This window comes from Aeromonas sp. R7-4 (genome assembly GCF_040908055.1).
GTDB lineage: Bacteria > Pseudomonadota > Gammaproteobacteria > Enterobacterales > Aeromonadaceae > Aeromonas > Aeromonas sanarellii.
Genome location: NZ_JBFODA010000063.1, coordinates 29443 through 53721, shown reverse-complemented (window position 1 = coordinate 53721; position 24279 = coordinate 29443). Strand labels below are relative to the sequence as shown.

The window sequence follows — 24279 nt, the reverse complement described above, 5'->3', positions numbered from 1 at the left end:
CGGGCGCAGGTCTCTCCGGTTCAGGCCGCGCTGCCGGTGTTATGGCGTGTCGGCGACCCTTGTTCGATAAGGCGGATGGGCGCAGGTCTCGCGGATGAGGGTGCGCAGCCAGCGGTGGGCCGGGTCCGCATCCTGGCTGGGGTGCCAGAGCAGGGCGACCCGGATCCCGGGCAGCGAGAAGGGCAGGGGCAGGGTGACCAGGTCGCCGAGCAGGCTGGCGCAGTGCAATCTGGGCACGGTCGCCACCAGATCGCTGCCGCGCACCAGGGCCAGCGCCGTGGCAAAACCGGGCACCAGGGTCGCAATGGTCCGCGTCAGTCCCTGCGTGGCGAGCACCTCGTCGACGGGGCCGTGGAGTTGACCCCGGCGGGACACCAGTACGTGGCGGGCGGCGGCATAGCGGGCCGCGGTCAGGGGGCCGTCACAGAGCGGGTGAGCCGGGCGCACCACGGCGACGAAGTGGTCCTGAAACAGGGCCTGGGTACGCAGCTCGGGCGCCGTCTGTGCGCCTATCACCCCGGTCTCGAAGTCCAGCTCGCCGCGGCGCAAGGGGCCGCTCTCCTTGTCGGGCTTGGCCAGAAAATGGAGTCGCACTCCGGGGGCCTCGGCAGCGAGGCGGGCCAGCAGGGCGGGACCGACCGCCTCCACGAAGCCGTCGCTGGATCTCAGGCGAAAGGTGCGCACCAGGCTCGCCGGATCCACCGCTTGCTGGGGACGCAGCACGCTTCGGGCCTCCTGCACCAGCCGGCCGACTCGTTCGCCCAACTCCCGCGCCCTGGGGGTCGGTACCAGGCCACGGCCGGCCCGCACCAGCAGGGGATCCCCCGTGGTCTCCCGCAGCCTGGCCAGGGCCCGGCTCATGGCGGAGGGGCTCAGGGAGAGGCGTCTGGCGGCGCCGGCCACGCTGCCTTCCTCCAGCAGGGCCTCCAGGGTGAGCAGCAGGTTGAGATCAGGTGTGGTTATGGTCTTGCCCTCGCAGCCGGTACTTGTGAGTCTTCCCATCATACGCGAGCTGCGGCTCTTTGATATGGCGTCTGGTGCAGCTATACGCTGCAAGCCGTGCGTCTTCCGCCTTGTCAGCGTGCCCACTAGCCTTGTCGGCATCATCACTTGCCGGAGATACTGCCATGTCCACAAAGCCTCTCGTTTCCCCTCCCGTGACGCACCGCCTGGGGCTCGCGGGGCTCGGGCTCGCCACCCTGCTGCCCATGCTGGCGGGGAGCATGGCCAACCTGGTGCTGCCTGCCCTGGGGCCGGTATTTGCGGTGCCCTTTGCCAGCCTGCAGTGGGTGCTGGTGGCCTATCTGCTGGGGATCACCTGCCTGACGGTGGTGGCCGGTCGGCTCGGCGATCGTCTCGGTCGCCGTCGCCTGCTGCTCTGGGGCTCCGGGGTGTTCGTGCTGGCCTCCCTGCTGTGCGCCCTGGCGCCCTCCATCGGCTGGCTGATCGCGGCCCGTGCCCTGCAAGGGGCGGGAGCGGCCTGCATGCTGGTGCTCTCGCTGGCCATGGTGGGGCAGCTGGTGCCGCCGACCCGGCGCGGCTGGGGCATGGGGTTGCTCGGCACCCTGTCGGCCTGCGGCACGGCGCTCGGCCCCTCGTTCGGCGGTCTGCTGATCGCCGGATTTGGCTGGCAGGCCCCCTTCCTGCTGCTGCTCCCCCTCGGGCTACTGGCGTCTGGGTGTCTCTGGGGCGGTCTGCCGCCGGATGACGGGCATCCGTCCCGGGGCGAGCTCCCTCTCCCCGGCCTGCTGGCGCTGGTGGCTGCGCTGCTCTGCTACGGGCTGGCGCTGACGTGGGGTAGCCTGGCCGGGATCTGGGCTGGACTGGGGGCCCTGTTGGCGACCACGCTGTTTGTGCGCCTCGAGGCGCGCTCCCAGGCTCCCCTGTTGCCGCCTGGGCTGCCGGGGGATGCCGGGCGGCGCAACGGCATCGTCGCCAGCGCCCTGGTGGCCAGCGTCATGGTGGTGACGCTGCTCATCGGCCCCTTCTACCTGCACGGGGTCTTCGCCCTCGACATGGGCACCGTGGGCCTGATGATCTCGGGCGGCCCCCTGCTGGCGGCGCTGTCCGGCATGCCCGCCGGCTGGCTGGTGGACAGGGTCGGCGCGACCTTTGTGGTGCGGCTGGGGCTGCTGCTCATGGTGGGGGCCGTGACCTGTCTCGTCCTCCCGGGATCGGCCCTCGGCCCCCTCGGCTACTTGCTGCCCATCCTGCTGCTGACCGCCGGCTACGCCCTGTTCCAGACCGCCAACAACAGCGCCGTGGTGGGTGGTGTGGATGAGCGGAGCAGGGGGGCCGTGGCCGGCCTGCTGACCCTGTCGCGCAATCTGGGCCAGCTGACGGGGGCGGCGGGGCTGGGTGCCCTGTTCGCCACCCTGGTGGGGCGGCCCGATCTCGCCACGGCCACGGCGGACGAGCTGGTGTTCGCCACCCGGGTCACCTTCGCCCTGACGGCCTTGCTGCTGGTGACGGCATTCTGGCTGGCGGGAAGAGGGGAGTGTGTCGTGCAGGGTGACGCGACCCGGGACGGCCGCGAGTTGGGAGAGCGCTGAAAACGAAGACGCCTCCACAGGGGAGGCGTCTTGCTATGAGATTGAGTGGTTCGCTTACAGGCTATTAAACCACTCAGAACCTCGTCTTCGATCAGTCTGTTACAGGATACTGAACCGCTCAGACTCTCGTTTTCTATCAACCTGTTACAGGATAAAGCGGCTCAGGTCCTCGTCTTCAATCAGCTTGCCGAGGTGGGCGTTGACGTAGTCGGTGTCGATGACGAAGGTCGCGCCGGACTGCTCGGAGGCATCGAAGGAGATGTCTTCCATCAGGCGCTCCATCACGGTGTGCAGACGGCGGGCACCTATGTTCTCGGTGCGCTCGTTGACCTGCCAGGCCGCCTCGGCCAGACGGCGGATGCCGTCCTGGGTGAACTCGATCTTGACCCCTTCGGTGGCCATCAGCGCCTGGTACTGATCGGTCAGGGAGGCGTTCGGCTCGGTCAGGATGCGCTCGAAGTCTTCGGTGGTCAGCGCTGTCAGCTCGACCCGGATCGGCAGGCGCCCCTGCAGCTCGGGGATGAGGTCGGACGGCTTGGCGATCTGGAAGGCGCCGGAGGCGACGAACAGGATGTGGTCTGTCTTGACCATGCCGTGCTTGGTGTTGACGGTGCAGCCCTCGACCAGGGGCAGCAGGTCGCGCTGGACCCCTTCACGGGAGACGTCCGGGCCCGAACTCTCGCCGCGCTTGCAGATCTTGTCGATCTCGTCGAGGAAGACGATGCCGTTGTTCTCGACGGAGGCGATGGCCTTCTGCTTGAGCTCTTCCGGGTTGACCAGGCGGGCCGCTTCCTCTTCGATCAGCGCCTTCATGGCCTCCTTGACCTTGACCTTGCGCTTCTTCTTCTGGCCCTGGCCCAGGTTCTGGAACAGCCCCTGCAGCTGGTTCGCCATCTCTTCCATGCCCGGCGGGGTCATGATCTCCACGCCCATGGGGGTGGCGGCCAGATCCAGCTCGATCTCCTTGTCATCCAGCTGGCCTTCCCGCAGCTTCTTGCGGAAGATCTGGCGGGTGTTGGAGTTGTCGGCCTTCTCCTCCTCGCCCCAGCTGTTGCGCGGGTTCGGCAGCAGGGCGTCGAGGATGCGCTCCTCGGCGGCCTCCTCGGCGCGGTATTTCATCTTCTCCATCTCGGTCTCGCGCACCAGCTTGATGGCGACGTCGGTCAGATCGCGGATGATGCTGTCCACTTCCTTGCCCACATAGCCCACCTCGGTGAACTTGGTCGCCTCCACCTTGATGAAGGGGGCGTTGGCCAGCTTGGCCAGGCGGCGGGCGATCTCGGTCTTGCCGACGCCGGTCGGGCCTATCATCAGGATGTTCTTCGGGGTCACCTCGTGGCGCATCTCCTCATTGAGTTGCATCCGGCGCCAGCGGTTGCGCAGGGCGACGGCGACCGCGCGCTTGGCATCGGCCTGACCAATGATGTGCCTGTCCAGCTCGTGGACGATTTCTCTCGGGGTCATCTCGGACATGATGGGATTCCTGTGTCGGGGGCGGCCTGGCCGCCCCTAAGAAGAGGGGGCGCTTACTTGGCGCTGTAGTCCAGCACTTCCACTGTGTGGTGCTGGTTGGTGAACACGCAGATGTCGCCCGCGATCTTGAGGGCCTTCTCGACGATGCTCTTGGCGTCGAGGTCCGTGTTCTCCAGCAGGGCGATGGCGGCGGACTGGGCGAAGTTGCCGCCGCTGCCGATGGCGATGAGATCGTGCTCCGGCTGCACCACGTCACCGTTGCCGGTGATGATGAAAGACTTGTGCTCGTCCGCGACCGCCAGCAGGGCCTCAAGGCGGCGCAGGGCGCGGTCGGTGCGCCAGTCCTTGGCCAGCGCCACGGCGGCGCGCTCCAGGTTGCCCTGGTGGGCCTGCAGCTTGGCTTCGAAGCGTTCGAGCAGGGTGAAGGCGTCGGCGGTGCCGCCGGCGAAACCTGCCAGCACCTTGCCGTTGTAGAGGCGATGAACCTTGCGGGCATTGCCCTTCATGACGGTGTTGCCAAGGGAGACCTGGCCATCGCCACCGATGACGACCTGACCGTTGCGGCGAACTGAAACTATGGTAGTCACTTCATTTACCTCGCTTGAGCCGAATGACGGCCTGACTGTGCATGGCAACAAAGATGGGGATGGCCAACCGGCTTTTCAAGCCTGTTCAGTGACCGGATCGAGGGAGGGAAGAGAGGGGCTCAGGAAGGGGGTCGAAAGAAACAGGGCCGGGTGTTGTCACCCGGCCCTGTGCCTGGCAAGCGGCGATCACCCCTTCTTGGGGATGCAGCCGCTGATGCCGGAGCCCTGCAGCTTGCGGTTGGCCGCGTCGGCCGCCGCCTTGCCGTTGAAGGGGCCCACCATCACCTTGTAGACGGCGCCACCGGCCCCGTTGACCACCTGCAGACTGGAGGAGAGGCCGGCGGTGAAGGCGATGCGCGCCTTGAGCGACTCCGCGGAGTCCTGGGAGCGCAGGGCGGCGCACTGCATCATGTAGCGACCGCCGTCGGCGGCTGCGGTCTGTGCAGTCTGGGTCGCCGCCTTGGCCCTGGCGGCCTCGGCCCGTTCCCGCTCCAGTTCGGCGCGGATCTCCCGCTCCATCCGCTCACGCTCGGCCTTCTGGTCGATCACCTGCTCCCGGGCGCTGGCGACCGGGGCGCCGGTGGCCGGCTTGGTCGGCTGCACCGGCTGCGGCTGGTACGGCTTGGCCTGGCCGATGGGGGTCCCCGGCTGGGGGATCTCGGTCGGCACGGGTTGCGGCAGCTTCTCCGGCTGCAGGGTCAAGGTCTCGGCGGGCGGCGGCGGCAGCACGCCCGGCTGGGGCGGCGGCTCTATGATGTCCACCTGCTTGTTCTCCAGCCGCTCGATGTAGCTCCACTTCTCCTGGGGCAGGCCATTGCCCTGCGCCTTGGGCTTGTTGGCCTTCACCTGCTCCTCGATGGTGGGGGCGTCGGCCCCCTTGCCGTTGATGAGGTAGAGGAAGGCGCCGAAGCCGACCACCAGGGCCCCGGCCAGCAGTGCCGGGATAACAGGAAAGCGGCGAGGCGCCGCTTTCTTGATGTTACGGCCACCCGCCCGTCGTCTCGGGCTGTTGCCGACGTAATCCCGGGTCGCCATCTATTACATGCGCTCCAGGGTGTGGATGCCCAGCACGCCCAGGCCCAGCTTGAGCACCTTGGCGGTGGCGGCACACAGCAGCAGACGGCTCTGGCGGGTCGTCTCGTCCACGCCGTCCTTGTTGATCGGGCAGGCTTCGTAGAAGGTCATAAAGTTGCCAGACAATTCATAGAGATATGTGCACAGAAGGTGCGGCATCCCCTTGTCAGCCACGCCGTTGACCGCGTCGGAGAACTGGATCAGCTTCTGGGCCAGGGTCTCTTCCGCCTCTTCGGCCAGGATCACCTTGCCGCTCAGGGTGTCGGCATCGACGCCGGCCTTGCGGAAGATGGACTGGATCCGGGTGTAGGCGTACTGCAGGTAGGGGGCCGTGTTGCCTTCAAAGGAGAGCATCAGATCCCAGTCGAAGATGTAGTCCGTGGTGCGGTTCTTGGAGAGATCCGCATACTTGACTGCGCCCATGGCGATGGCGTGGACCACCTCGGCCTTCTCTTCGGCTGAGAGGTCGCTGTTGCGGCTCTCCAGCAGGGCGCTCGCGCGCTCTTCCGCCTCGTTCAGCAGGTCGACCAGCTTGACGGTGCCGCCGGAGCGGGTCTTGTAGGGGCGGCCATCCTTGCCCAGCATCATGCCGAAGGCGTGGTGCTCGAGGGGCACGGACTCCGGCACATAGCCCGCCTTGCGGGTGATGGTCCAGGCCTGCATCAGGTGCTGGTGCTGACGGGAGTCGATGAAGTACATCACCCGGTCGGCGCCCAGGGTCTCGTAACGGTACTTGGCACAGGCGATGTCGGTGGTGGTGTAGAGGAAGCCGCCGTCGCTCTTCTGGATGATGACCCCCATGGGCTCGCCATCCTTGTTCTTGAACTCGTCCAGGAAGACGACGGTGGCGCCTTCGCTCTCGACCGCGAGGCCCTTAGCCTTCAGGTCGGCGACGATCTCCGGCAGCATGTCGTTGTACATGGACTCGCCCATGATGTCCTTGTTGGTCAGGGAGACGTTCAGGCGGTCGTAGTTGCGCTGGTTCTGCTCCATGGTCATGTCGACCAGCTTCTTCCACATGGTGCGGCAGTACTCATCGCCACCCTGCAGCTTGACCACGTAGTTGCGCGCGCGCTCGGCGAAGGCTTCGTCTTCGTCGTAGTGACGCTTGGCCTGGGTGTAGAAGGCCTCCAGATCGCGCAGCTCCATGTCGGAGGCGTGCTCGTTGGCCATCTTCTCCAGGTAGGCGATCAGCATGCCGAACTGGGTGCCCCAGTCGCCGATGTGGTTGGCGCGGATCACCTTGTGGCCGAGGAACTCCAGGGCGCGGGCGGCCACGTCACCGAGCACGGTGGAACGGATGTGGTGCACCGCCATCTCCTTGGCCACGTTCGGCGCCGAGTAGTCCACCACCACGGTCTGCGGCGCGGGCAGGCGCACGTTGGCGTTGGCGCTGGTCACCATGGCCTCCACCTGGCCGGCCAGCCAGCTCGTGTCGAAGAAGAAGTTGATGAAGCCGGGGCCGGCGATCTCGACCTTGGCGATCAGATCGGAGGCGGGCAGGTGCTCGATGATGGCGGCGGCCAGCTCGCGGGGATTCTTGCGGGCCGGTTTGGCCAGCAGCATGGCCAGGTTGGTGGCCAGGTCGCCGTGAGCCTTCTCCTTGCATCGGTCTACTTGCACGCGGGCTTCCAGGTCCGCCGGCAGGACGCCCGCAGACTTGAGATTGGCTACCGTTTGTTCAAGTAGATGATGAATATGCTCTTTCATAACTGACCACCGAGGTTGCGCGTCGAAAAATGACTGACTGGATAAGGGCGTGAATTTTACCCGCATCGGGCCGAGAAAACTATAGGAACGGCCCGTACCCGTGGGTGCGACGGATATTTCACTGCGTTTTCCACCACATGGCAGGATATTGATTTGAATAAGTGGTGGTTATCCATTTCTACTGCATATCGAAGCGGCTTGTCCAGGCTATTTTCCCCTGATTATTGCGGGGCTATTTATACCGTTTCGGTCTGAATGATCTCGCTGCCTACGGCGGTCGTATCCTTAGAGGAAGCCGCTGGAGGACGATTCCCATGACACTGGTACTGTTTCCACTCTCCGCTCACCTGCTGCCCGGCGGCATCATGCCGCTGCGCATCTTCGAGCCCAGATACCAGCGCATGATCGCCGAGTCCCGGGAGCGGGAGTTCGCGCTCTGCATGCTGGATCCCCGCCAGCCCGATGCGCTGCGCAACATGTATCCCATCGCCACCCGGGTGCGGATCATCGACTTCGATCTGCTGCCTGACGGCCTGCTCGGCATCACAGTGCTCGGGGTGGAGCGGGTCAGGATCACCGATCTGTGGCAGGAAGAGGACGGCCTGCGGGTCGGCGAGGTGGAGCCGCTGCCCCCCTGGCAGAGCGGCCGGCTCAAGGCCGACCAGCACTCCCTGGCCAAGGCGTTGCAGGACGTGTTCAACGACTACCCCGAATACGCGGCCCTCTATCCCGAGCCGGACTGGGAGGACGCGAGCTGGGTGGCCCAGCGCTGGCTGGAGGTGCTGCCCATCCCGGTGGAGCAGAAGCAGTGGCTGGTCGCGGCCAAGGACAACCAGCCCGCCCTCTCCCTGCTGAGCGGCCTGCTGGTCGCCAGCCACTGACAGTCCGGGGTGATCCTTTTTCCTTCCCGCACGTACTGGTGAAGACCACGACACGCGAGGGATGGCGCAATGGCATATACTGGCCAACCACAATCGGCTCCACGCAGGACATCGCCCCCCATGGACAACCCAGATGGCGATCTGACATCTCTACTCATCCGGGTGGCCGAGCAGGCCGACAAGGCTGCCTTCGCCACCCTGTTTCACCACTTCGCCCCGCGCATCCGCAGCTACGGGCTGCGCCACCTCGGCAGCGAGGCCAACGCCATGGAGCTGGTCCAGGAGACCATGCTGCTGGTGTGGCAGAAGGCGCGCCTCTACCACCCCGACAAGGGGGCTCCGACCACCTGGATCTATACGGTGATGCGCAACCAGAGCTTCGACATGCTGCGTCGCCGCCGAGCCAGCAAGGAGGAGCTGTGCGCCGAGGAGATCTGGCCCCTGCTGGAGTTCAGGGCGGAGGAGGAGCACCTGAGCGGGGGCGAGGACGCCGTGCTGACACGCCAGATGGCCCACTATGTGGCCACCCTGCCGGAGCCGCAGCAGCAGGTGGTGCGCGGCATCTATCTGCAGGAGCTCTCCCAGCAGGAGCTGGCAGACCGGCTCGGCGTGCCGCTCGGTACCATCAAGTCCCGCCTCCGGCTGGCATTACAGAAACTGAAGGAACAAGTGGAGCAAGGCCATGATTAAGACCCATCCGACTGCACTCATGCTGCGCGCCTTCGCCGCCGACGAGCTGCCCCTGCCGCTGGCCGTCGGCGTCTCCGCCCATTGCGAGCTCTGCCCGGACTGCGCCGCCCGGGTCAAGGATTGCGAAGAGGAGCTGGCCCGCGAGCACCTGGCGCCCGCCGAGCCGGACGAGGCGCTGCCGGCCGGGTTCGATGCCATGCTGGCCGGCATACTGCATCAGCCGGTGACGACGTCGGCCGAGCGGGATCCCCCGGCGGGCCCCCGGCCCGAGCTGCGGGTGGCGGGCCACAGCTACCGCCTGCCACGGGTGCTGGCCAGGTACCATGACCCCAGGTGGCGCCACATCGGCGCCATTCGCCAGCACAGCCTGCCGCTCGACGAGATGGGGGCCCGCGCCAGCCTGCTCCACATCGAGGCGGGCGGCCGCATCCCCGAGCATACCCACAGGGGCTATGAGCTGACCCTGCTGCTGGCGGGCACCATAGAAGATGGCGACACCCGCTATCAGGCCGGGGATTTCATCTGGCGCGACGCCAGCCACGCCCACAGTCCGCATACCCCGGACGGCTGCCTCTGCTACACGGTGCAGGATGCGCCCGTGCAGTTCACCAAGGGGCTGTCGCGGCTGCTCAACGGCATCAGCCATCGCCTCTACTGAGCCTTCAATGGTAATAAAAAAGGGACCCACAGGGTCCCTTTCTCGTTCCATGGCATGGTGATCAGGCCACAAACACCAGGTAGACGGCGAAGGCCACCACGAAGCGGTAGATGGCGAACGGGATGAAATCGAGGCGACGGATCAGCGCCAGGAAGGTCTTGATGGCGATCATGGCCACCACGAAGGCGGTGACGAAACCCACCGCAAACATGGGGAAGTCGGCCATGGAGAGGAAGTCACGGCTCTTGTAGAGATCCAGGCCGCTGGCCGCGATCATCATGGGCACCGCCATGATGAAGGAGAACTCGGCCGCCGCGTGGCGGCTGATCCCCATCAGCATGCCGCCGCTGATGGTGGCGCCGGAGCGGGAGAAGCCGGGCCAGAGCGCCAGGCACTGGAACAGGCCGATGCCGAAGGCCTGCTTGTAGCTGATGTCGTCAAGCGTCTCGGCGCGAACCGCCGGACGGAACTTCTCGGCGATGATGAGCAGGATGCCGCCGGCCACCAGGGCATACATCACGGTCTGGGGGCCGAACAGATGGGCCTTGATCCAGCTGTGGATGACCAGCCCGATGACCACGGCGGGCAGCATGCCGAGGATGATGTGCACCAGCGACAGGGTGGCCTGGCCCTTCGGCGGCTTCTGGCTGAAGTGGATTCCGATGAGACCGAACAGGCGGCGCCAGAACATGACGACCACCGCCAGGATGGAGCCCAGCTGGATCACCACCTCGAAGGTGGCGGCCTTGGGCCCCTCAAAACCGAGCAGGTGGCCGACGATGATCATGTGGCCGGTGGAGGAAACGGGCAGAAACTCGGTCAGGCCTTCCACTATGCCCAGCACGAAGGCGACAAACAGGGCGTAGGATTCGGTCATGGTGCAGATCTCTTGGTTGATGGGTCTGGATAAAATCAGCCCCGAACAGGGTCGGGGCGGCCAATGATGGCGGAAAATCGCGCGGGCAACCAGAGATTATTGGAAGGGACCGTCGACCCCGACCTGTGCCGTGCGGCCGGGGTCGTCTGTCTGCGGGCTGCGCGGGGCAGGGGTCGGCCGCCCTCTGGTCCAGTCATCTTCTGGCATGGTCAGCGGCATAGGCCCGTCACGCCAGCACGGACAGGATCTGCTGCTGCAGCGTCTCCTCCAGGGGCGGCAGGGCCAGGGCGTCGACGGCGCTCGTTATCTGTTGCGGGTTGCTGGCGCCGATGAGGGCGCAGCTCACCACGGGGTCGCGCAGCACCCACTGCAGCGCGAGCTGTGACAGGGATTGTCCCCGCCGCTGTGCCAGATCGTGCAGGGCGCGGATACGGGCGAGCCTGTCCGGGGTGATCTGTTCGGGCTTGAGGAAGGGGCTGGCGCTGGCGGCGCGGGAATCCGCCGGAATGCCGGCCAGATAGCGATCGCTCAGCAGCCCGCCCGCCAGGGGCGAGAAGGCAACCACCCCCATCCCCTGCTCCCGGCAGACCGGCAGGGTGTCGGCTTCGATATCGCGCTGGAACAGGGAGTACTTGAGCTGGTTGACCAGGCAGGGGGTGCCGAGTTCCGCCAGCCGGGTCGCCGCCTGGGCGGCAAGCGGGGCCGGGTAGTTGGAGAGGCCGACGTAGAGCGCCTTGCCCTGGCGCACCATGAGCGCCAGAGCCTGGCAGGTCTCCTCCAGCGGGGTGCGGGGATCCGGCCTGTGGTGATAGAAGATGTCCACGTAGTCGAGGCCGAGCCGGCGCAGGCTCTGGTGCAGGCTGGCAAACAGGTACTTGGCGCTGCCGCCGTCGCCGTAGGGGCCGTCCCACATCACGTAGCCCGCCTTGCTGGCGATGATCAGCTCGTCCCGGTAGGGAGCCAGGCTGCCCTTGAGCAGCTTGCCGAAGGTGGTCTCGGCGGCGCCCGGGGGCGGGCCGTAGTTGTTGGCGAGATCGAAGTGGGTGATGCCGAGATCGAACGCCCGGTGCACCATGGCCTTCACCCTGGCGGGATCGCTCCCTTCGCCGAAGTTGTGCCAGAGGCCGAGACCGATGCCGGGCAGGCGGAGGCCGTGGCGACCGGCGGGTCGGTAGGCCTGGCGCTGGTAACGATCCGGCGCGGCGAGGTAGGGATCATCCATGGGTACTCCTGAATCAGCTTTCATGTGCGGGACCTTAGGCCTCAAGCCGTTGCTGGCGCGGGCATCGACACGCCGGGGGATGTCTGAATGCATCGTCATACAACGCCAGAAGCCATCGCGGTTGTCAACGGCAATGACGGGGGCAACCACGGCTTGGCCACACATTGTAAACTCAATATAAAACAACGGGTTGGCATAGTTTCTATGCCAACCCGTCGCGCCTCAATTCCTGCCGGTTCTCAGCCCCCGTCCCTGTGGAGCAGGGGATCGGCAGCGAATCCTGGCCGGGTGGTTACCACCATACGTTGGCTTGCAGGCCCACGGTCCAGGTGTCATCGGCGGTGCCGTTGTCGAAGGCGTGGGAGCCATCCCAGTCGGCGTTGTCGCTGTCGAGGTAGCTGGCGAACACGCGCAGCTCCGGTTCGCCACGGCCGAAGGAGAAGGCCTGGGCGATGGTGGTCTTGGAGCCACTGCGGGAGTCGACGTCACCGTTCCCGGTCTTCTCGTCCTCGAAGTAACCGGCTTCCACATAGGTGCGGGTGATGTCGGTCCAGTGGTAGGTCACCTTGGCGCTCACGGCGAAGGCGCTTGCGTCACCCTCGACGCCATCCCACTGCTTGATGTCGTTCGCTTCGGCGTAGTTGATGGCGTGGCTCAGATCCCAGTCCGCGGCCAGCGGGATGATGCCGTAGTTGCGGATGGCGAAGCCGTTGCCGCTCTCGACACGGCCGCTCAGGGTATCGGCAGAACCGAAGGTGACCCCTTGCAGGGCGGAGCCGTCGGCGTAGTACTGGAGGGTGGTCTTGTTCCAACCAGTTCCCAGGAGCGACTGATTCAGTTCCAGCATCACCGCATGGCCGTCGGCGTAGTCATGGTTGCCCAGATCGGCATCGATCTGCTCCGCGGTGGCATCGGCCTTCAGGAACTTGTAACCCATGGCCAGGGTGGCGCCATTCCACAGCGGCAGGTCGGTGTAGAGCAAGTCCAGCTGGTTGGAGTCGATCATGTCCTCTATCGGATCGCCGACGCTGTTGTTGTAGGTGCCGGCGATGTCGCGGTGCAGGGCGGCGACGGAGAGCTTGCCCTGGCCCAGCTGCATGTCTTCGATACCGCCACCTATGTTGGTCTGGTTCCAGTAGAAGAAATCATTCGAGTCGATGACGAAGCCTTTCTTGTACTGACGGATACCCGCCCAGGAAGTCTCACCCAACCCCATGAAGTTGCGCAGCTGCATGTTCATGTTTTCCCAACCGAAGTTGGAATCGCCCATGTTGCTGTTGGTGTCGCCGTCGTACATGTTGAACATGGTCTGGATATAGACGGACTTGGTTTCGTCGCTCTTCAGCTCCTTGCCGAAACCCACCTCGGCATAGGTATCGAATTCGTTGCCCAGACGGCCGACCTTGTTCTTCTGGAAGCTGCCCCCCACGGCATCTTGCATGGAGCCGCTGTCGCCCGTTCCCATGCCGGAGCGGAAATAGCCGTAATAATCGAAGCCGGCCGCCTCGGCAGAAACGGCAGCTTGCGCGGAAAGCGCAGACACGACGGCGACGGCAACTGGAAGCCACTTGGTTTTCATGATCTCTTCCTTATAACAATGATGAATTGGGTAACGCCGAAAACAATCAGCATTCCACTGAGTCAATTCCCTGACCGATTTGAAACTCGACACTTCTCTGTGCTGAGCCTTGCAAACATAAATAATGGGAATAGCGGCGTGACGGCATGGGAGCCTGCCACAGGTGGCCGTTATTTTAGGAAACCGTGTTATCCATTCTTTAATAAAAAAATGGAGCATTGTCAGGACATCATTGCCGGCGGCATGTCTTCGCAACTAGCTTTCATTGATCGCAATGGTTAACAACGAGGACGCGATAATGGCAAATCCGTTGACCGTTTTTCGAAATAGCATTGGGGCGACGCGCACATCTGCCTGCCCCTCGCCTGGCGAGCAGCCTGTCACAGGCAAGCATCACAGGTGTCTCGACCCTTAGCGTGGCGTTCAGGCGCTGAGCTGACGTCGCTGTTCTGGGGCGCGTTCAACCCTTGTCTGTCATGAGGCGAGCAGCCCTCATGGCACATCCAAAATAGATGGAACCTGTTCACGCATATTTTGACCTTGCCAGACAAGCGCATCAAAAAGGCATGCTTGTGGAGTCAGCCTGACTATAGCAAACAGACCATGCAAGAACATCAGCAGCAATTTATTTTGCCATGCGCTTCACACAATTCTTTCTCTATTTAATTCAAGTGGACTCATTCCAGTTCATATTAATTTGATGATGTGTTTTGCCAGTATTTAGGCTGAACTGGAACTTAACTAATAAAATAATAAAGACTGTTCAGCTTGCTTGATTAAAGCTGAATGAAACAAATTAATGTTCAATCCATGTCGCCACCATATTGACAATTATTGAGGTATGGTGAGGCCGATATATGACCCGGTACATCGCACCGAGTGAGGTGGTGAACTTTATGGGTCAAATGACACTCTCCTGCATCAGGTTGCTGCCGACAACCACAAAAAGCCTCTCAGGAGGCGATGGCGCTGTCGCGGGCAGCATCCTGGCCTCTCTCACGGGCGGCGAGTGCAGGGCGCTCTCCTCCCACCATGTCGTTGAAGCCCCCATCGGGGTCTCCATCAGTGCGGGGCTGTCCGTGGGCGTCCGGCCCCCAGGGGGGAGCCAAACAGAGGCAGGCCCTGCTCGTCCCAGTGGAAGGGCTGCATGTGTATCTCGCGGTTCCGGCCTGCCCCCTTGAACTTGGCGGCGTGATAGATCAGCCAGGGCTGTCCCGCGCCATCGGCAAAGAAGCCGTTATGGCCGGGACCGTAGACCTCCTTGCCTTCGTCTTTGCTAAACACAGGCTCGGGTTGCTTGCGCCAGTGTGCCGGGTTCATCGGATCCTCCCCCTCCAGCGTCAGCAGGCCGAGGCAATAATCGTCCGTCCAGCTGCCGCTGGCGGAGTAGGCGAGGAAGAGGCGCCCTTCCGGGCCCAGCAGGACTTGCGGGGCCTCATTGACCTGGGGTGTGCCGATGCGCTCCCACGCCAGCTCGGGGCGGGAAATCTCGACCCGCGCTCCTGCCAGTCGCCAGGGGAAGCTCATCCTGGCGATGTAGATGCGCTGCTGCTCGTTGACGTCCCCCTCCCAGCCCGACCAGATGAAATAGCGCTGGCCCTCGTATTCCAGCACTGTGCCATCGATGGCCCACTTGTCGCTGGCATCGGCGATCTTGCCGGCGCGGTATCTTGCGGGAAGGCGTAGCTGCCGAACGGGTCGTCCTCCTCGGATTGCAGCACGTACATGCGCTGCCGGGCCATATCCCCTGCCGAGGCGGCGAAATAGATGTACCAGCGGCCATCCAACCGGTGCAGCTCGGGCGCCCAGATGTGGGAGCCGTTGACGGCGCCCTGAGGCGGCATCCAGACCACCTTGCGCTCGGCATGCTCAAGGTCGGCGATATCTCTGGTTCGCCATAGGGTGATGTCGTTGCCGGTTGTCTGGGTGTAGTAGTAAAAGCCGTCGTCATGGCGCACGACCCAGGGGTCTGCGCCATCACTCAGGATGGGATTGGTAAACGTCGAACCGGCCTGTGCTGGCATGATGGCTCCCACCAGGATGAAGAGAGTGAACAGGATGCGAAACATGACTGATGCTCCATGAAGGGGCGAGGCTTGCCCGCCCCTCGGCTCAACGCCGCAGGCTCTGTCCCTGCTCGCCGAAGAGGTGGACGTATTCGAGGGCGATGGTGAGGGAGACGGCCTCGTCGCACGCGGGTACCCGCCGATCCGTGTTGACCTTGGCCAGCAGCAGTCGCTCCAGACCCTCGCACTTGATGTGCAGGATGGCGGAATCGCCGAGGTTCTCTACCAGAGAGACCCGGCCCTGGAGATGGGCGCCCGACGCCCCCTCTGCACCGACCAGCAGATGTTCGGGGCGGATCCCCAGCTTGATGCTGTGCTGGCCGGTGCAGTCGAACGAGGACTCAGGCACGGCCAGCGCGATCCCTCTGCCCGCTGTCAGCTGCCAGTGTTTCCCCTCTGCTCCCGCCAGTTTGCAGGTCAGCAGGTTCATTTTTGGCATGCCGAGGAAGGTGGCCACGAATTCGGTGGCGGGGCGCTGGTAGAGCTCCAGCGGTGAACCCACCTGCTCGATGTGTCCCTTGTTGAAGACCACGATCCTGTCCCCCAGGGTCATCGCCTCCACCTGATCGTGCGTCACGTAAATCATGGTGGTGCCGAGCTTCTGGTGCAGGCGCGCCAGCTCGGTGCGCATCTGTCCGCGCAGGGCCGCATCCAGGTTGGAGAGCGGCTCGTCGAACAGGAAGACGTCGGGTTCGCGCACTATGGCACGACCGATGGCAACCCGCTGACGCTGGCCCCCCGAGAGCTCGGCGGGCTTGCGATCCAGCAGGTGGGCCAGTTGCAGGGTCTCCGCCACCCGGTTCACCTTGGTGGCGATCTCCGCCTTTGGCGTGCCGTTGAACAGCAGGGAGAAGCCCATGTTCTCGGCCACCGTCAGGTGGGGGTAGAGCGCATAGGACTGGAACACCATGGCGACCCCCCGCCTGGCGGCATCCAGATCGTTGGCGCGCTTGTTGCCGATGTGCAGATCCCCTTCGGAGATCGCCTCCAGCCCGGCGATCATGCGCAGCAGGGTGGATTTGCCGCAGCCGGAGGGGCCGACGAAGACGACGAATTCCCCCTGCTTTATTTCCAGATCCACGCCGTGGATGACGGCATTGCCGTTGGGATAGGTCTTCTTGATGTTGTTAAGCAATACGCAGGACATATGAATGTTCTCTCACGAGGGCCCGTGCTGGCCGTAAAACAAGGGGCTCGCCTCGGCGGGCCCGTGAATGGTCAACCCTTGAGACCGGTGGCAGCGAGGAAGCCCGATGCGACTCGTTTCTGGAATATGACGTAGAGGATGGCGACCGGCAGGCCACCTATCAGGGCGGAGGCCATGTTCTGGGCATAGCGCACCCCGTAGGTGTCGTTGAGCTGGGTCAGGCCGATGGGGATGGTCATGTTCTCGGTGGAGCTCACCACCAGGAACGGCCAGAGGAAGTTGTTCCAGGCCCCCATGAAGGTGATGATCGCCATGGCATAGATGATGTTTCGAGACAGGGGCAGATAAACGCGCAGCAGCACCTGCCACTCCCGTGCGCCATCCAGGATGGCCGCCTCGCGAAAGTCCTTGGGGATCTGATCGAAGAAGCGCTTGAGCACGAACAGCACCATGGGCGACACCACCTGGGGCAGGATCACGCCACCGAGGGAGTCGGCCAGTCCGAGGTGATAAATCTGGCGGAAGAGCGGGATCACCAGGGCCTCGAACGGGAAGATGATGCCGAACATGCAGCACCAGAACAGCAGGTTTGCCCCCCGAAAGCGGAGCTGGGAGAAGCTGTAGGCGGCCAGCACTGTGACGGACAGCGTCAGCACTGTGACCGCCAGCGAGGTGAACACGCTGTTCATGAAGAAGATGGGCAGATCCCCCAGGGTCAGCACCTTGATGAAGGCATCGAGGGTGACGGGGTCGGGCAACCACTGCAGCCCGGCGACGGTCTGCTCCTCCGGACGCAGCGCAGTGCTGATGGCCCACAGCAGCGGGGCGCCCCACAACAGGCAGAGCAACAGGGTCAATGAGATGGCCAGCAAGGCGGTAAATGTCAGTTTGCTCTTCATCTTAGCCTCGACGATTGATGAATCTATTAGCCAGGGATTGCAGCACCAGAATGAGCAAGACGATCAGCACGAAGACCACGGCGATGGCCGAGGCATAGCCGGCGTTCTGGTTGACGAACCCGGTCTCGTACATGTAGTGCAGAACGACCTTGGTGCTGTCGAAGGGGCCGCCGCCAGTCAGCAGGTAGGTCTGGCCGAAGATCTTCAGGGAGGCCACCAGTTGCAGGCCGAAGACCATGACGGTCACGGGGCGCAGCTGGCGCCAGGTGATGTAACGGAAGATCCCCCACTCCGAGGCGCCGTCGAGCCGGGCCGCCTCGTAGAGGTCCTGCGGGATGTTCTTGAGCGCCGCGAGGAACAACAGCACGTTGAAGCCGACGGTCCACCAGATGGTCGCCATCGCGACCATGGGCATGGCGAAGTCCGGGTCGTTGAACCAGGCGATCTCGGTGCCCGCGATCAGGTTGACCACCCCAAAGGTGGGGTGCAGCATCCATCCGCCTATCATCGCCATGACGGCGATAGGCAAGATATTGGGGATGAAGAAGATGGCCTGCACCAGGCCGGCGAAGCGGGTGAGCCGGTTGATCAGCATCGCCATCACCAGCCCGAGCGCGGTCAGGGGGATCACGGTGAGCAGGGCGAAGTAGGCGGTTTGCAGCAGCGAATCCCAGAAGCTCGGGTCTTGCAGCAGTTCCACATAGTTGGCAAGGCCAACATAGCCGTGGGTCTCGGTCAGCCCGCTGTCGGTAAAGCTCAACTGCAACGTTTGCAGGGCCGGAATGACAAAGAAGAGCAAAAAGGCGAGCAGGAAGGGGGCCAGCATGAGCCAGGGCGTCATGAGGGCCCCCAAGCTGCCGGCGGGGGTTCTGGTAGTGTCTTTATGATCCATGTCTGCGATCGAGCCTGGAATGAAGGAAACGGAGGGGCAGGGGGTGACCCTCTGCCCCGGGGTCATTAACGGGCCGGGCGGCTCATGAACTTGCCCGCGTCGCGCTCGAACATCTGCAGTGCCTTTTCGGTGGGCAGCTGACCGGTCAGGGCGGCAGGGAAGTACTTGGAGGCGGTGGCCTGCAGGGGGCCTGCGGCTCCGCTGTACCAGCCGTCCGGGTCATAGACGATGTGGCTGGCGGTGTCGCTGACATAGTCGGCGAGCAGCGGCATCTCCTTGAACTCCTTGGTCTCCACTACCGGTTCATAGGCCGGGATATGGCCACCCTCGGCCCAGGTGATGGCGTGCTGGTTGATGTAGGTGGCGAACCGGGCGACCCCTTTCATCTTCTCGGCCGAGATGGGCTTGCCCTTGTTGTTCGGAATGGCGAGCGCGTGGGAGTCGGCCCAGGCCGCCTGCACACCGTTGAAGAAGGAGGGCAGCGAGGCAACCCCCACCTCGAAGCCAAGCCTGCCGCCCTTCATGCCGTCGTTGACGGAGGGCACTTCCCAGACGCCGTTGAGCATGAAGGCGGATTTGCCCGTCATGAATTCGGTGGTGGAAGAGGCGTAATCCAGCCCCTTGGTGGCGTAGCCGTCGGCATACCACCTGGCCATGGCCTCCATGGCCTTCTGGCCCGCCTCACCATAGACGAACTTGTTGTTCTCTATGGTCTTGCCCCCCTGCTGGGTGATCATGGATAGCCAGAGGCGGTACGGCATATAGGACATGGGAGAGGTCTCCATGCTCAGCCCCATGGCGCCCTGACCTTTGACGCTCTTGAGCGCCGCGTCGAACTGTGCCAGCGAGGTGATGGGCTTGAGCTTGCCCTGCTCGTCCAGCAGGCCGGCCTTGGCCGCGATGGACTTGTTGTAGTAGAGCACCAGGGCATGGGTATCGATGGGCAGCGCATAGGTCTTGCCATCGACGTTCGATTGCTTCCAGAGCAGCGGGAACAGCTTGCCGCTGTCATAGCCGGCGGCCTGCATCGCCTGTGCCGTGATGGGCTCCAGGCCCTGGGTCTGGGTGAAACCGGAGATCTTGGAGAGGTGGATGGTGGCCATGTCCGGGCCGCTACCCATGGCGGAGGCGGTCTTGAGCTTGGTGTAGAAGGGTTCGCCCCAGTTCAGGGTGGTGGTCTCTATTCTGTAGTCGCCCTGGCTGGCGTTGAAACCGTCGACCAGCTGTTTCATGCGGGCGCCGTCGCCGCCGTTGAGCAGGGTCCAGTATTGCAGTGTGGTCTGCGCCAGGGTGACGGGAGAGAGCGTCGCGCCCGCGACCAGCAATGCCAGCAGCTTTATCTTTTTCATCATTTGACCTCTATGCGTAGGGTGAGGCGATGCCTGGTGGATCGCCCCGGAAGGTTTTTTTATTCGTCGGTCAGGGACCGGATCAGGGCAACTTCGCGTCCGTCATAAGGGGAGCCATCCGCCTCGAGCAGGTCGTGGAACCAGGTGTCCGCATACTCTGGGAGTTCGCGCTGGATATTGGGCCAGGGCAGATGGGTCTGGGTTTTCCCCTTGACCAGCCCCCACTGGTAGCAGGCGATTTTCCGTTCCTTGAAGAGGGGCAGTTGTTCATGCATGAAGGACTGGGCATGGCGAGCGAGCCATTCGGTGCAGAGCAGGGGGCGATCATAGGCCGCGACTATTGCCAGGCTCTTTTCCAGCAGCGCCAGGGGCTGATAGGCATGGAAACTGATCACGTCTGACAGTTCCATGGCCCGGATGTCGGTGGGATGGGCAAAGATGGGCTCATCCGGGCTGAAGTGGTTGGCGGCATGCCAGGCACAGACGGTGAGCGGCTGGCTGGGATCCGCTTCGCGTGCCCAGGTGAAGGCCAGCTCCATCAGATGGTGGCTGTAGGGCTCCATGGCCGGATCGAACTCTTCAGACAGACCGGGGCCGCGGAAGATGCCGCGATTGGTCGGCTCGTTGTAGAGGTCCCACACCAGGATGCGATCGTCCTTGGCAAAGGTGCCGACGATGTCCTTGATATAACGCCCAATCTCATGCCACTGCGTAATATCCATGACGACGTTGCGCCCTGGGCTTGCCGCCGCCTGGCTGTTGTGCAGCTGCTCGACAGGCCCTTTCTGCGGGCCAAGGTAGGGATGATCGCCGGAGAAACCGCAATCATCCATGGGGGTCAGCATGACGCCGATCCCTTCTGCGGCCGCAGCCGCGAGGAAACTGTCGATGCGGGCGATCAGGCGATCCCTGTCTGCCTGCCAGACGATGAAGGGTAGGTTGGTGCGCAGGGTGTTGTAGCCCACCTCTCTGGCCCAGGCCAGCTCCTGCCTGATGGTCGGGAGATCGAAGGTGTCCCGCTGCCACATCTCCGTCCAGTTGACGGCGGTTCTGGGCAAGTAATTGAACCCTCTCAACCAGGGTTGCCTGCTCCACCATTGCCAGGCCCGGTCTGTGGACCACTGTTGTACCGCCATCGAGACTCCCCATTGCTAATCTTTTTTTTGATTAGCTAATTTTTATTAGCTAATCATGTTGATGGCAAAGGATGAAGGGTGAAATTTGGTGGCTGGTCACAAAATGAGCCTGAGCAGGGCTCATTCCAATCTCTGGTTTCGCCGTCGCGGTTCACCGCACGGCACCTGTCGAGTGAACGGTGCAAGCCGCACGACGCCATGGTGAGGGCGATAACTTGGCTGGCTCCCCCCTGTTCCCTGGGTTATGATTGGCGAGAAAAAATAACTAATAATATTACCTGGGCGACAGGGACAGCCCGTAATCAATGGCCATATCGATGAACAAGAAACGCATAACCATGAGTGCCATCGCCGCCGCGGCGGGCGTCTCCCAATCCACCGTCTCCTTGGTGCTCAATGGCTCTACCGCGGTGAAGCTCTCCGAAGAGACGAGGCGTCGGGTGATCGAGAAGGCGTCCGAGTTGGGCTACCAGCACAAGCGGGTGGAGCATCAGCCCAAGGGTCCGGCTCCTCGCAAGATTGCCTTTGTGTTCAACGGGCTCACCCTCTATGACCCCTTCCTGGATGCGATCAATGCCTGCAATGAACGCGCCTGGGAGGCCGATCGCATGCTGGTGACCTTCGATTATCGCAACAGCCGGGATCTCACCGAGCTGATCGAGCAGGAGATCAATCAGGGAGACTATATGGGGATGATCTTTGCTTCCTCGATGACGCGGCAGCTCCCCGAGATGGAGCTTTCTCCCCAGGTTCCCACCGTCCTGCTCAACTGCTATCTGGAGGCATCAGGCTCACCCGATCGCCCCTCCATCCTGCCTGCCGACAAGCTCGGGGGATACAAGATGACGGCACACCTGTTGGCGCAGGGCTGCCGGCGGATCGCGCTGATTCAGGGAGAACCCTGGATGGAGGCCAACAACCTGCGGCTGGAGGGGTATCGCCAGGCGCTGATCAATCATGACGTGATCCCGGACCCACAACTGGTGCGCGTCGCTAACTGGTCCTTGCACGAGGCCTATGAGCAGACGCGGCAGTTGCTGGCGCTCCCCCAGGCACCCGACGGTATCTTCTGCTGCAGCGACTACATGGCGCAGGGCTGTTATCAGGCCATTGCGGAGGCAGGGTTACGCATTCCGGAAGATATCCTGGTGGCTGGTCACGATAATCAGATGCTGGCCAACGAGATGGTCCCCCCGCTGAGCTCCATCGAGCTGCCCTACGACGAAATGGGCAAGCTGGCGGTGGAGACCCTGATGCAGCTGGCGCAGGGGGAGAGACCGATTGCCCCTGTGATGAAGCTGGAGGGGGAGCTCTTTATCCGGACATCCAGCCAGCGGTTGGTGCATGAGTCGTGAGAGGGGGCGTGGCGTTTGTCTGGGATTGGCACCACGGCATGGGATTGAGATAAAGACTTTTCTCTCTCCCCTCTAAAGCACGCCGTCGCCCTCCTGAGTCAGCGTCATCGCCTATCTGGCATCCGCCCGCTGCAACCGCATGCTCGGCGTCTCGCCGGAGACTCGCTGGAAGAGCTGGCTGCCGGGAGTGCCCGGAACAGCCAGTCGTCAAGGCGCCCTGTCCGCAGGCGGGAAGCGGCTGGTCGGCTTGAGCTTCACATTCCGGATGGTGGGCGCGACCAGATGAGCCCGTTCTTTTCCATCGGAACCTCAGGTACGCGACTCGTTGCGCAGCTTGAGCAGCAGCACAGTGCTGGCCAGCGCCAGCGTGATGCTGTTTGCGATGGTGACCGGCCTATCGCCAATCTTCAGACCGTACACCAGCCACAGCAGCACGCCACAGCCGAAGGCGAGATACATGCCGAGGGAGATGGCCTTGGTCTCCCGGGTTTTCAGGATGTGGACAACTTGCAGGGCAAAGGAGCCGGTGGTGAGAAAGGCGGCGCACAGGCCGAGATAGGCGTCATCCAGCCAGAGCACCAGACCCCCCAGGGAGAGTGACAGGGCGATGGCTCCGGGCCAGAACAGGGGCGGCATAATCAGGTTCCTCGATAGCGATGGGGGCGGCGATGGCCGGAGGGCGGGCCAGATGATGATCCGGCCCGCCGCATCTTTGTATTGTCCGGTTAAATAGCGTTGGTGGAGCGCCACTTCAGCAGGGCATGACGGACCTTCGCATGCTTGTCTTCGGTGAAGTTGTAACGGGTCATGATGATGACGCGCATGACGCTGCCCACGATCGGCACCAGCGAGATGCAGATGAAGAGCCCGTCCATGGTGGCCTGCGTCTGCGCCATGTTCGGCTGATAGCCGAGCCAGATCAGCAGGGTGCCGGAGATGCCGCCCGCGATGGCCCAGGCCAGTTTGCCGGTAAAGGTCTGCCCGGAGAAGGCGATGGCGGCGCAGCGGCGGCCGGACTTGAGCTCGGCATATTCGATGGTCTCGCTCAGCATGGCGGAGATCAGCGGGTTGGTGATGACGTTGGCGGCGTGGATCAGGGCGAGGAAGCCGAACACCAGCATCAGGTTGTCGTAACCCGTCGTGTAGAAGCCGACGCGCAGGGCGATCTCCAGCATGGTGAGCATCAGGAAGAGATCGCGCTTCCTGAAGCGCTTGGTCAACACCGGCACCAGCATGCAGGCCATGGAGGTGGCCACGCCTATGGTCCCCATCACAGAGAGCAGCCCGGCATCACCCATGTTGTAGGTGAAGAAGAATATGTAGAGCCCGGTCGCCAGGTTGAAGAAGACGTTGCAGAAGAAGGAGCCCAGCACATAGGCCAGCGGCTTGTTGGAGCGCAGGACGCGGAAGGAGTCCCGGATGGTGATCTTGTCATCCGGATTGGGCCTGACGCGCTCCTTCATCTGGCTGGCGCCGATCACCATCAGCGGCAGGGCGATCAGCATCAGGCAGATGGCGCCTTCCATGTAGCCCTTGGTGCTGCTGGTGGCGGCGAACAGCTCGGTGAGCTTGGGGAAGATGATGGAGGCCCCGCCGATGCCGATGTTGACCCCCAGCATGGCCACGGTCACGGCCTTGGCGCGTTCTTGCGGCTCCTGACTCATGACAGACGACATGGTCCAGAACGGCACATCGGAGAGGGTGTAGATCATGCCCCAGGCGATATAGGTCACCGCCGCATAGGCCACCTTGGTCGCCATCGGCAGATCCAGCCCGATGAAGCTGAGGGAGGTGACGCCCGCGATCAGGAAGGGCACGAACAGCATGTAGGGGGTAAATTTGCCCCGCTTGAAATTCAGCGTGTCCATGTAGCCGGCGATCAGGGGATCGTTGATGGCATCCCAAATACGGGCGACGAGGAAAATGGCCCCGGCCGCAGCGGGCGATATTCCAAGGATATCGGTGTAAAAATAGAGAATGAAGGAGCCCACCAGGCCGAAGCTCAGGCATTGCCCGACGGCGTAGCTGAAATATCCCGCCAGCTCTCTATTTTGTATCTTCTGGTCTGTCATCTGCCAACCTCTACGACATGAATGGGTTGCGAAGGGCGCCACCTCTGTGGCGTCCTGTTG

22 protein-coding genes are annotated in these 24279 nt (G+C 63.3%); 5 read left to right on the top strand and 17 right to left on the bottom strand.

What is annotated here, in order from left to right; all coding sequences use genetic code 11:
- Window positions 1-39 precede the first annotated feature (39 nt).
- Entirely contained in the window at window positions 40-963 is a 924-nt protein-coding gene (locus AB5Y72_RS17125; RefSeq protein ID WP_325782772.1) for a LysR family transcriptional regulator, read from the bottom strand.
- A 164-nt stretch (window positions 964-1127) separates the two neighbouring features.
- Here AB5Y72_RS17125 and AB5Y72_RS17120 point away from each other — a divergent pair, with 164 nt between their 5' ends.
- Window positions 1128-2552, top strand: a complete 1425-nt coding sequence (locus AB5Y72_RS17120) for an MFS transporter (RefSeq protein ID WP_325782773.1) — start codon at window positions 1128-1130, stop codon at window positions 2550-2552.
- Between the two features lie 144 nt (window positions 2553-2696).
- Here AB5Y72_RS17120 and hslU read toward each other — a convergent pair whose 3' ends face one another.
- The 4 genes from hslU to argS form a co-directional block, all read right to left on the bottom strand.
- A complete protein-coding gene (gene hslU, locus AB5Y72_RS17115) occupies window positions 2697-4025 on the bottom strand; it encodes an HslU--HslV peptidase ATPase subunit (RefSeq protein ID WP_042078733.1) in 1329 nt (442 codons plus the stop codon).
- A gap of 53 nt (window positions 4026-4078) precedes the next feature.
- Window positions 4079-4612: an ATP-dependent protease subunit HslV gene (gene hslV / locus AB5Y72_RS17110; protein WP_042078734.1), complete on the bottom strand. Its 534-nt coding sequence runs from the start codon at window positions 4610-4612 to the stop codon at window positions 4079-4081.
- Window positions 4613-4798: 186 nt separating this feature from the next.
- Window positions 4799-5647 carry an SPOR domain-containing protein gene (locus AB5Y72_RS17105; RefSeq protein WP_216991453.1) on the bottom strand — a complete coding sequence of 283 codons (849 nt, stop codon included), beginning with the start codon at window positions 5645-5647 and terminating at the stop codon, window positions 4799-4801.
- A 3-nt stretch (window positions 5648-5650) separates the two neighbouring features.
- Window positions 5651-7396, bottom strand: coding sequence for an arginine--tRNA ligase (gene argS / locus AB5Y72_RS17100; RefSeq protein ID WP_319919276.1), 1746 nt, complete (start codon window positions 7394-7396; stop codon window positions 5651-5653).
- A gap of 314 nt (window positions 7397-7710) precedes the next feature.
- Between argS and AB5Y72_RS17095 the strand changes: the two genes are divergently transcribed.
- The 3 genes from AB5Y72_RS17095 to AB5Y72_RS17085 all read left to right on the top strand — a co-directional run bounded on the left by AB5Y72_RS17095 (window position 7711) and on the right by AB5Y72_RS17085 (window position 9625).
- Window positions 7711-8277, top strand: coding sequence for an LON peptidase substrate-binding domain-containing protein (locus AB5Y72_RS17095; protein ID WP_209794335.1), 567 nt, complete (start codon window positions 7711-7713; stop codon window positions 8275-8277).
- A 120-nt stretch (window positions 8278-8397) separates the two neighbouring features.
- Complete coding sequence (locus tag AB5Y72_RS17090) at window positions 8398-8967, top strand: sigma-70 family RNA polymerase sigma factor (RefSeq protein WP_042078738.1); 570 nt, start codon at window positions 8398-8400, stop codon at window positions 8965-8967.
- Complete coding sequence (locus AB5Y72_RS17085; RefSeq protein ID WP_368199292.1) at window positions 8960-9625, top strand: ChrR family anti-sigma-E factor; 666 nt, start codon at window positions 8960-8962, stop codon at window positions 9623-9625. Before AB5Y72_RS17090 ends, AB5Y72_RS17085 begins: the two co-directional genes overlap by 8 nt.
- A 61-nt stretch (window positions 9626-9686) precedes the next feature.
- On the opposite strand, the gene bacA is transcribed toward AB5Y72_RS17085, so the two are convergent.
- The 10 genes from bacA to AB5Y72_RS17035 all read right to left on the bottom strand — a co-directional run bounded on the left by bacA (window position 9687) and on the right by AB5Y72_RS17035 (window position 20714).
- Entirely contained in the window at window positions 9687-10502 is an 816-nt protein-coding gene (gene bacA, locus AB5Y72_RS17080; RefSeq protein ID WP_368199291.1) for an undecaprenyl-diphosphate phosphatase, read from the bottom strand.
- A 226-nt stretch (window positions 10503-10728) separates the two neighbouring features.
- Window positions 10729-11724 (bottom strand): aldo/keto reductase, encoded by a 996-nt coding sequence (locus AB5Y72_RS17075; RefSeq protein ID WP_368199290.1) that lies wholly within the window; start codon window positions 11722-11724, stop codon window positions 10729-10731.
- A gap of 292 nt (window positions 11725-12016) precedes the next feature.
- Entirely contained in the window at window positions 12017-13303 is a 1287-nt protein-coding gene (locus tag AB5Y72_RS17070; protein WP_368199289.1) for a carbohydrate porin, read from the bottom strand.
- A 1062-nt stretch (window positions 13304-14365) separates the two neighbouring features.
- Complete coding sequence (locus AB5Y72_RS17065) at window positions 14366-14917, bottom strand: family 43 glycosylhydrolase (protein ID WP_325782779.1); 552 nt, start codon at window positions 14915-14917, stop codon at window positions 14366-14368.
- The gene (locus AB5Y72_RS17060) at window positions 14827-15372 is read right to left on the bottom strand and encodes a family 43 glycosylhydrolase (protein ID WP_325782780.1); all 546 of its coding nucleotides are present in this window, start codon (window positions 15370-15372) and stop codon (window positions 14827-14829) included. Before AB5Y72_RS17060 ends, AB5Y72_RS17065 begins: the two co-directional genes overlap by 91 nt.
- A gap of 43 nt (window positions 15373-15415) precedes the next feature.
- Window positions 15416-16516 (bottom strand): sn-glycerol-3-phosphate ABC transporter ATP-binding protein UgpC, encoded by a 1101-nt coding sequence (locus AB5Y72_RS17055; protein ID WP_325782781.1) that lies wholly within the window; start codon window positions 16514-16516, stop codon window positions 15416-15418.
- Between the two features lie 71 nt (window positions 16517-16587).
- Complete coding sequence (locus tag AB5Y72_RS17050) at window positions 16588-17415, bottom strand: carbohydrate ABC transporter permease (protein WP_042078745.1); 828 nt, start codon at window positions 17413-17415, stop codon at window positions 16588-16590.
- A 1-nt stretch (window position 17416) separates the two neighbouring features.
- Window positions 17417-18256, bottom strand: a complete 840-nt coding sequence (locus tag AB5Y72_RS17045) for a carbohydrate ABC transporter permease (RefSeq protein ID WP_226989652.1) — start codon at window positions 18254-18256, stop codon at window positions 17417-17419.
- A gap of 116 nt (window positions 18257-18372) precedes the next feature.
- Window positions 18373-19659 (bottom strand): extracellular solute-binding protein, encoded by a 1287-nt coding sequence (locus tag AB5Y72_RS17040; RefSeq protein WP_368199286.1) that lies wholly within the window; start codon window positions 19657-19659, stop codon window positions 18373-18375.
- Between the two features lie 56 nt (window positions 19660-19715).
- Window positions 19716-20714: a cellulase family glycosylhydrolase gene (locus tag AB5Y72_RS17035; protein ID WP_325782784.1), complete on the bottom strand. Its 999-nt coding sequence runs from the start codon at window positions 20712-20714 to the stop codon at window positions 19716-19718.
- A 395-nt stretch (window positions 20715-21109) separates the two neighbouring features.
- Between AB5Y72_RS17035 and AB5Y72_RS17030 the strand changes: the two genes are divergently transcribed.
- A complete protein-coding gene (locus AB5Y72_RS17030; RefSeq protein WP_042078747.1) occupies window positions 21110-22147 on the top strand; it encodes a LacI family DNA-binding transcriptional regulator in 1038 nt (345 codons plus the stop codon).
- 309 nt (window positions 22148-22456) lie between these two features.
- On the opposite strand, the gene AB5Y72_RS17025 is transcribed toward AB5Y72_RS17030, so the two are convergent.
- A complete protein-coding gene (locus AB5Y72_RS17025; RefSeq protein WP_084203018.1) occupies window positions 22457-22783 on the bottom strand; it encodes a SemiSWEET family sugar transporter in 327 nt (108 codons plus the stop codon).
- A gap of 89 nt (window positions 22784-22872) precedes the next feature.
- Window positions 22873-24219, bottom strand: coding sequence for an MFS transporter (locus AB5Y72_RS17020; protein WP_325782785.1), 1347 nt, complete (start codon window positions 24217-24219; stop codon window positions 22873-22875).
- Window positions 24220-24279: the final 60 nt, after the last annotated feature.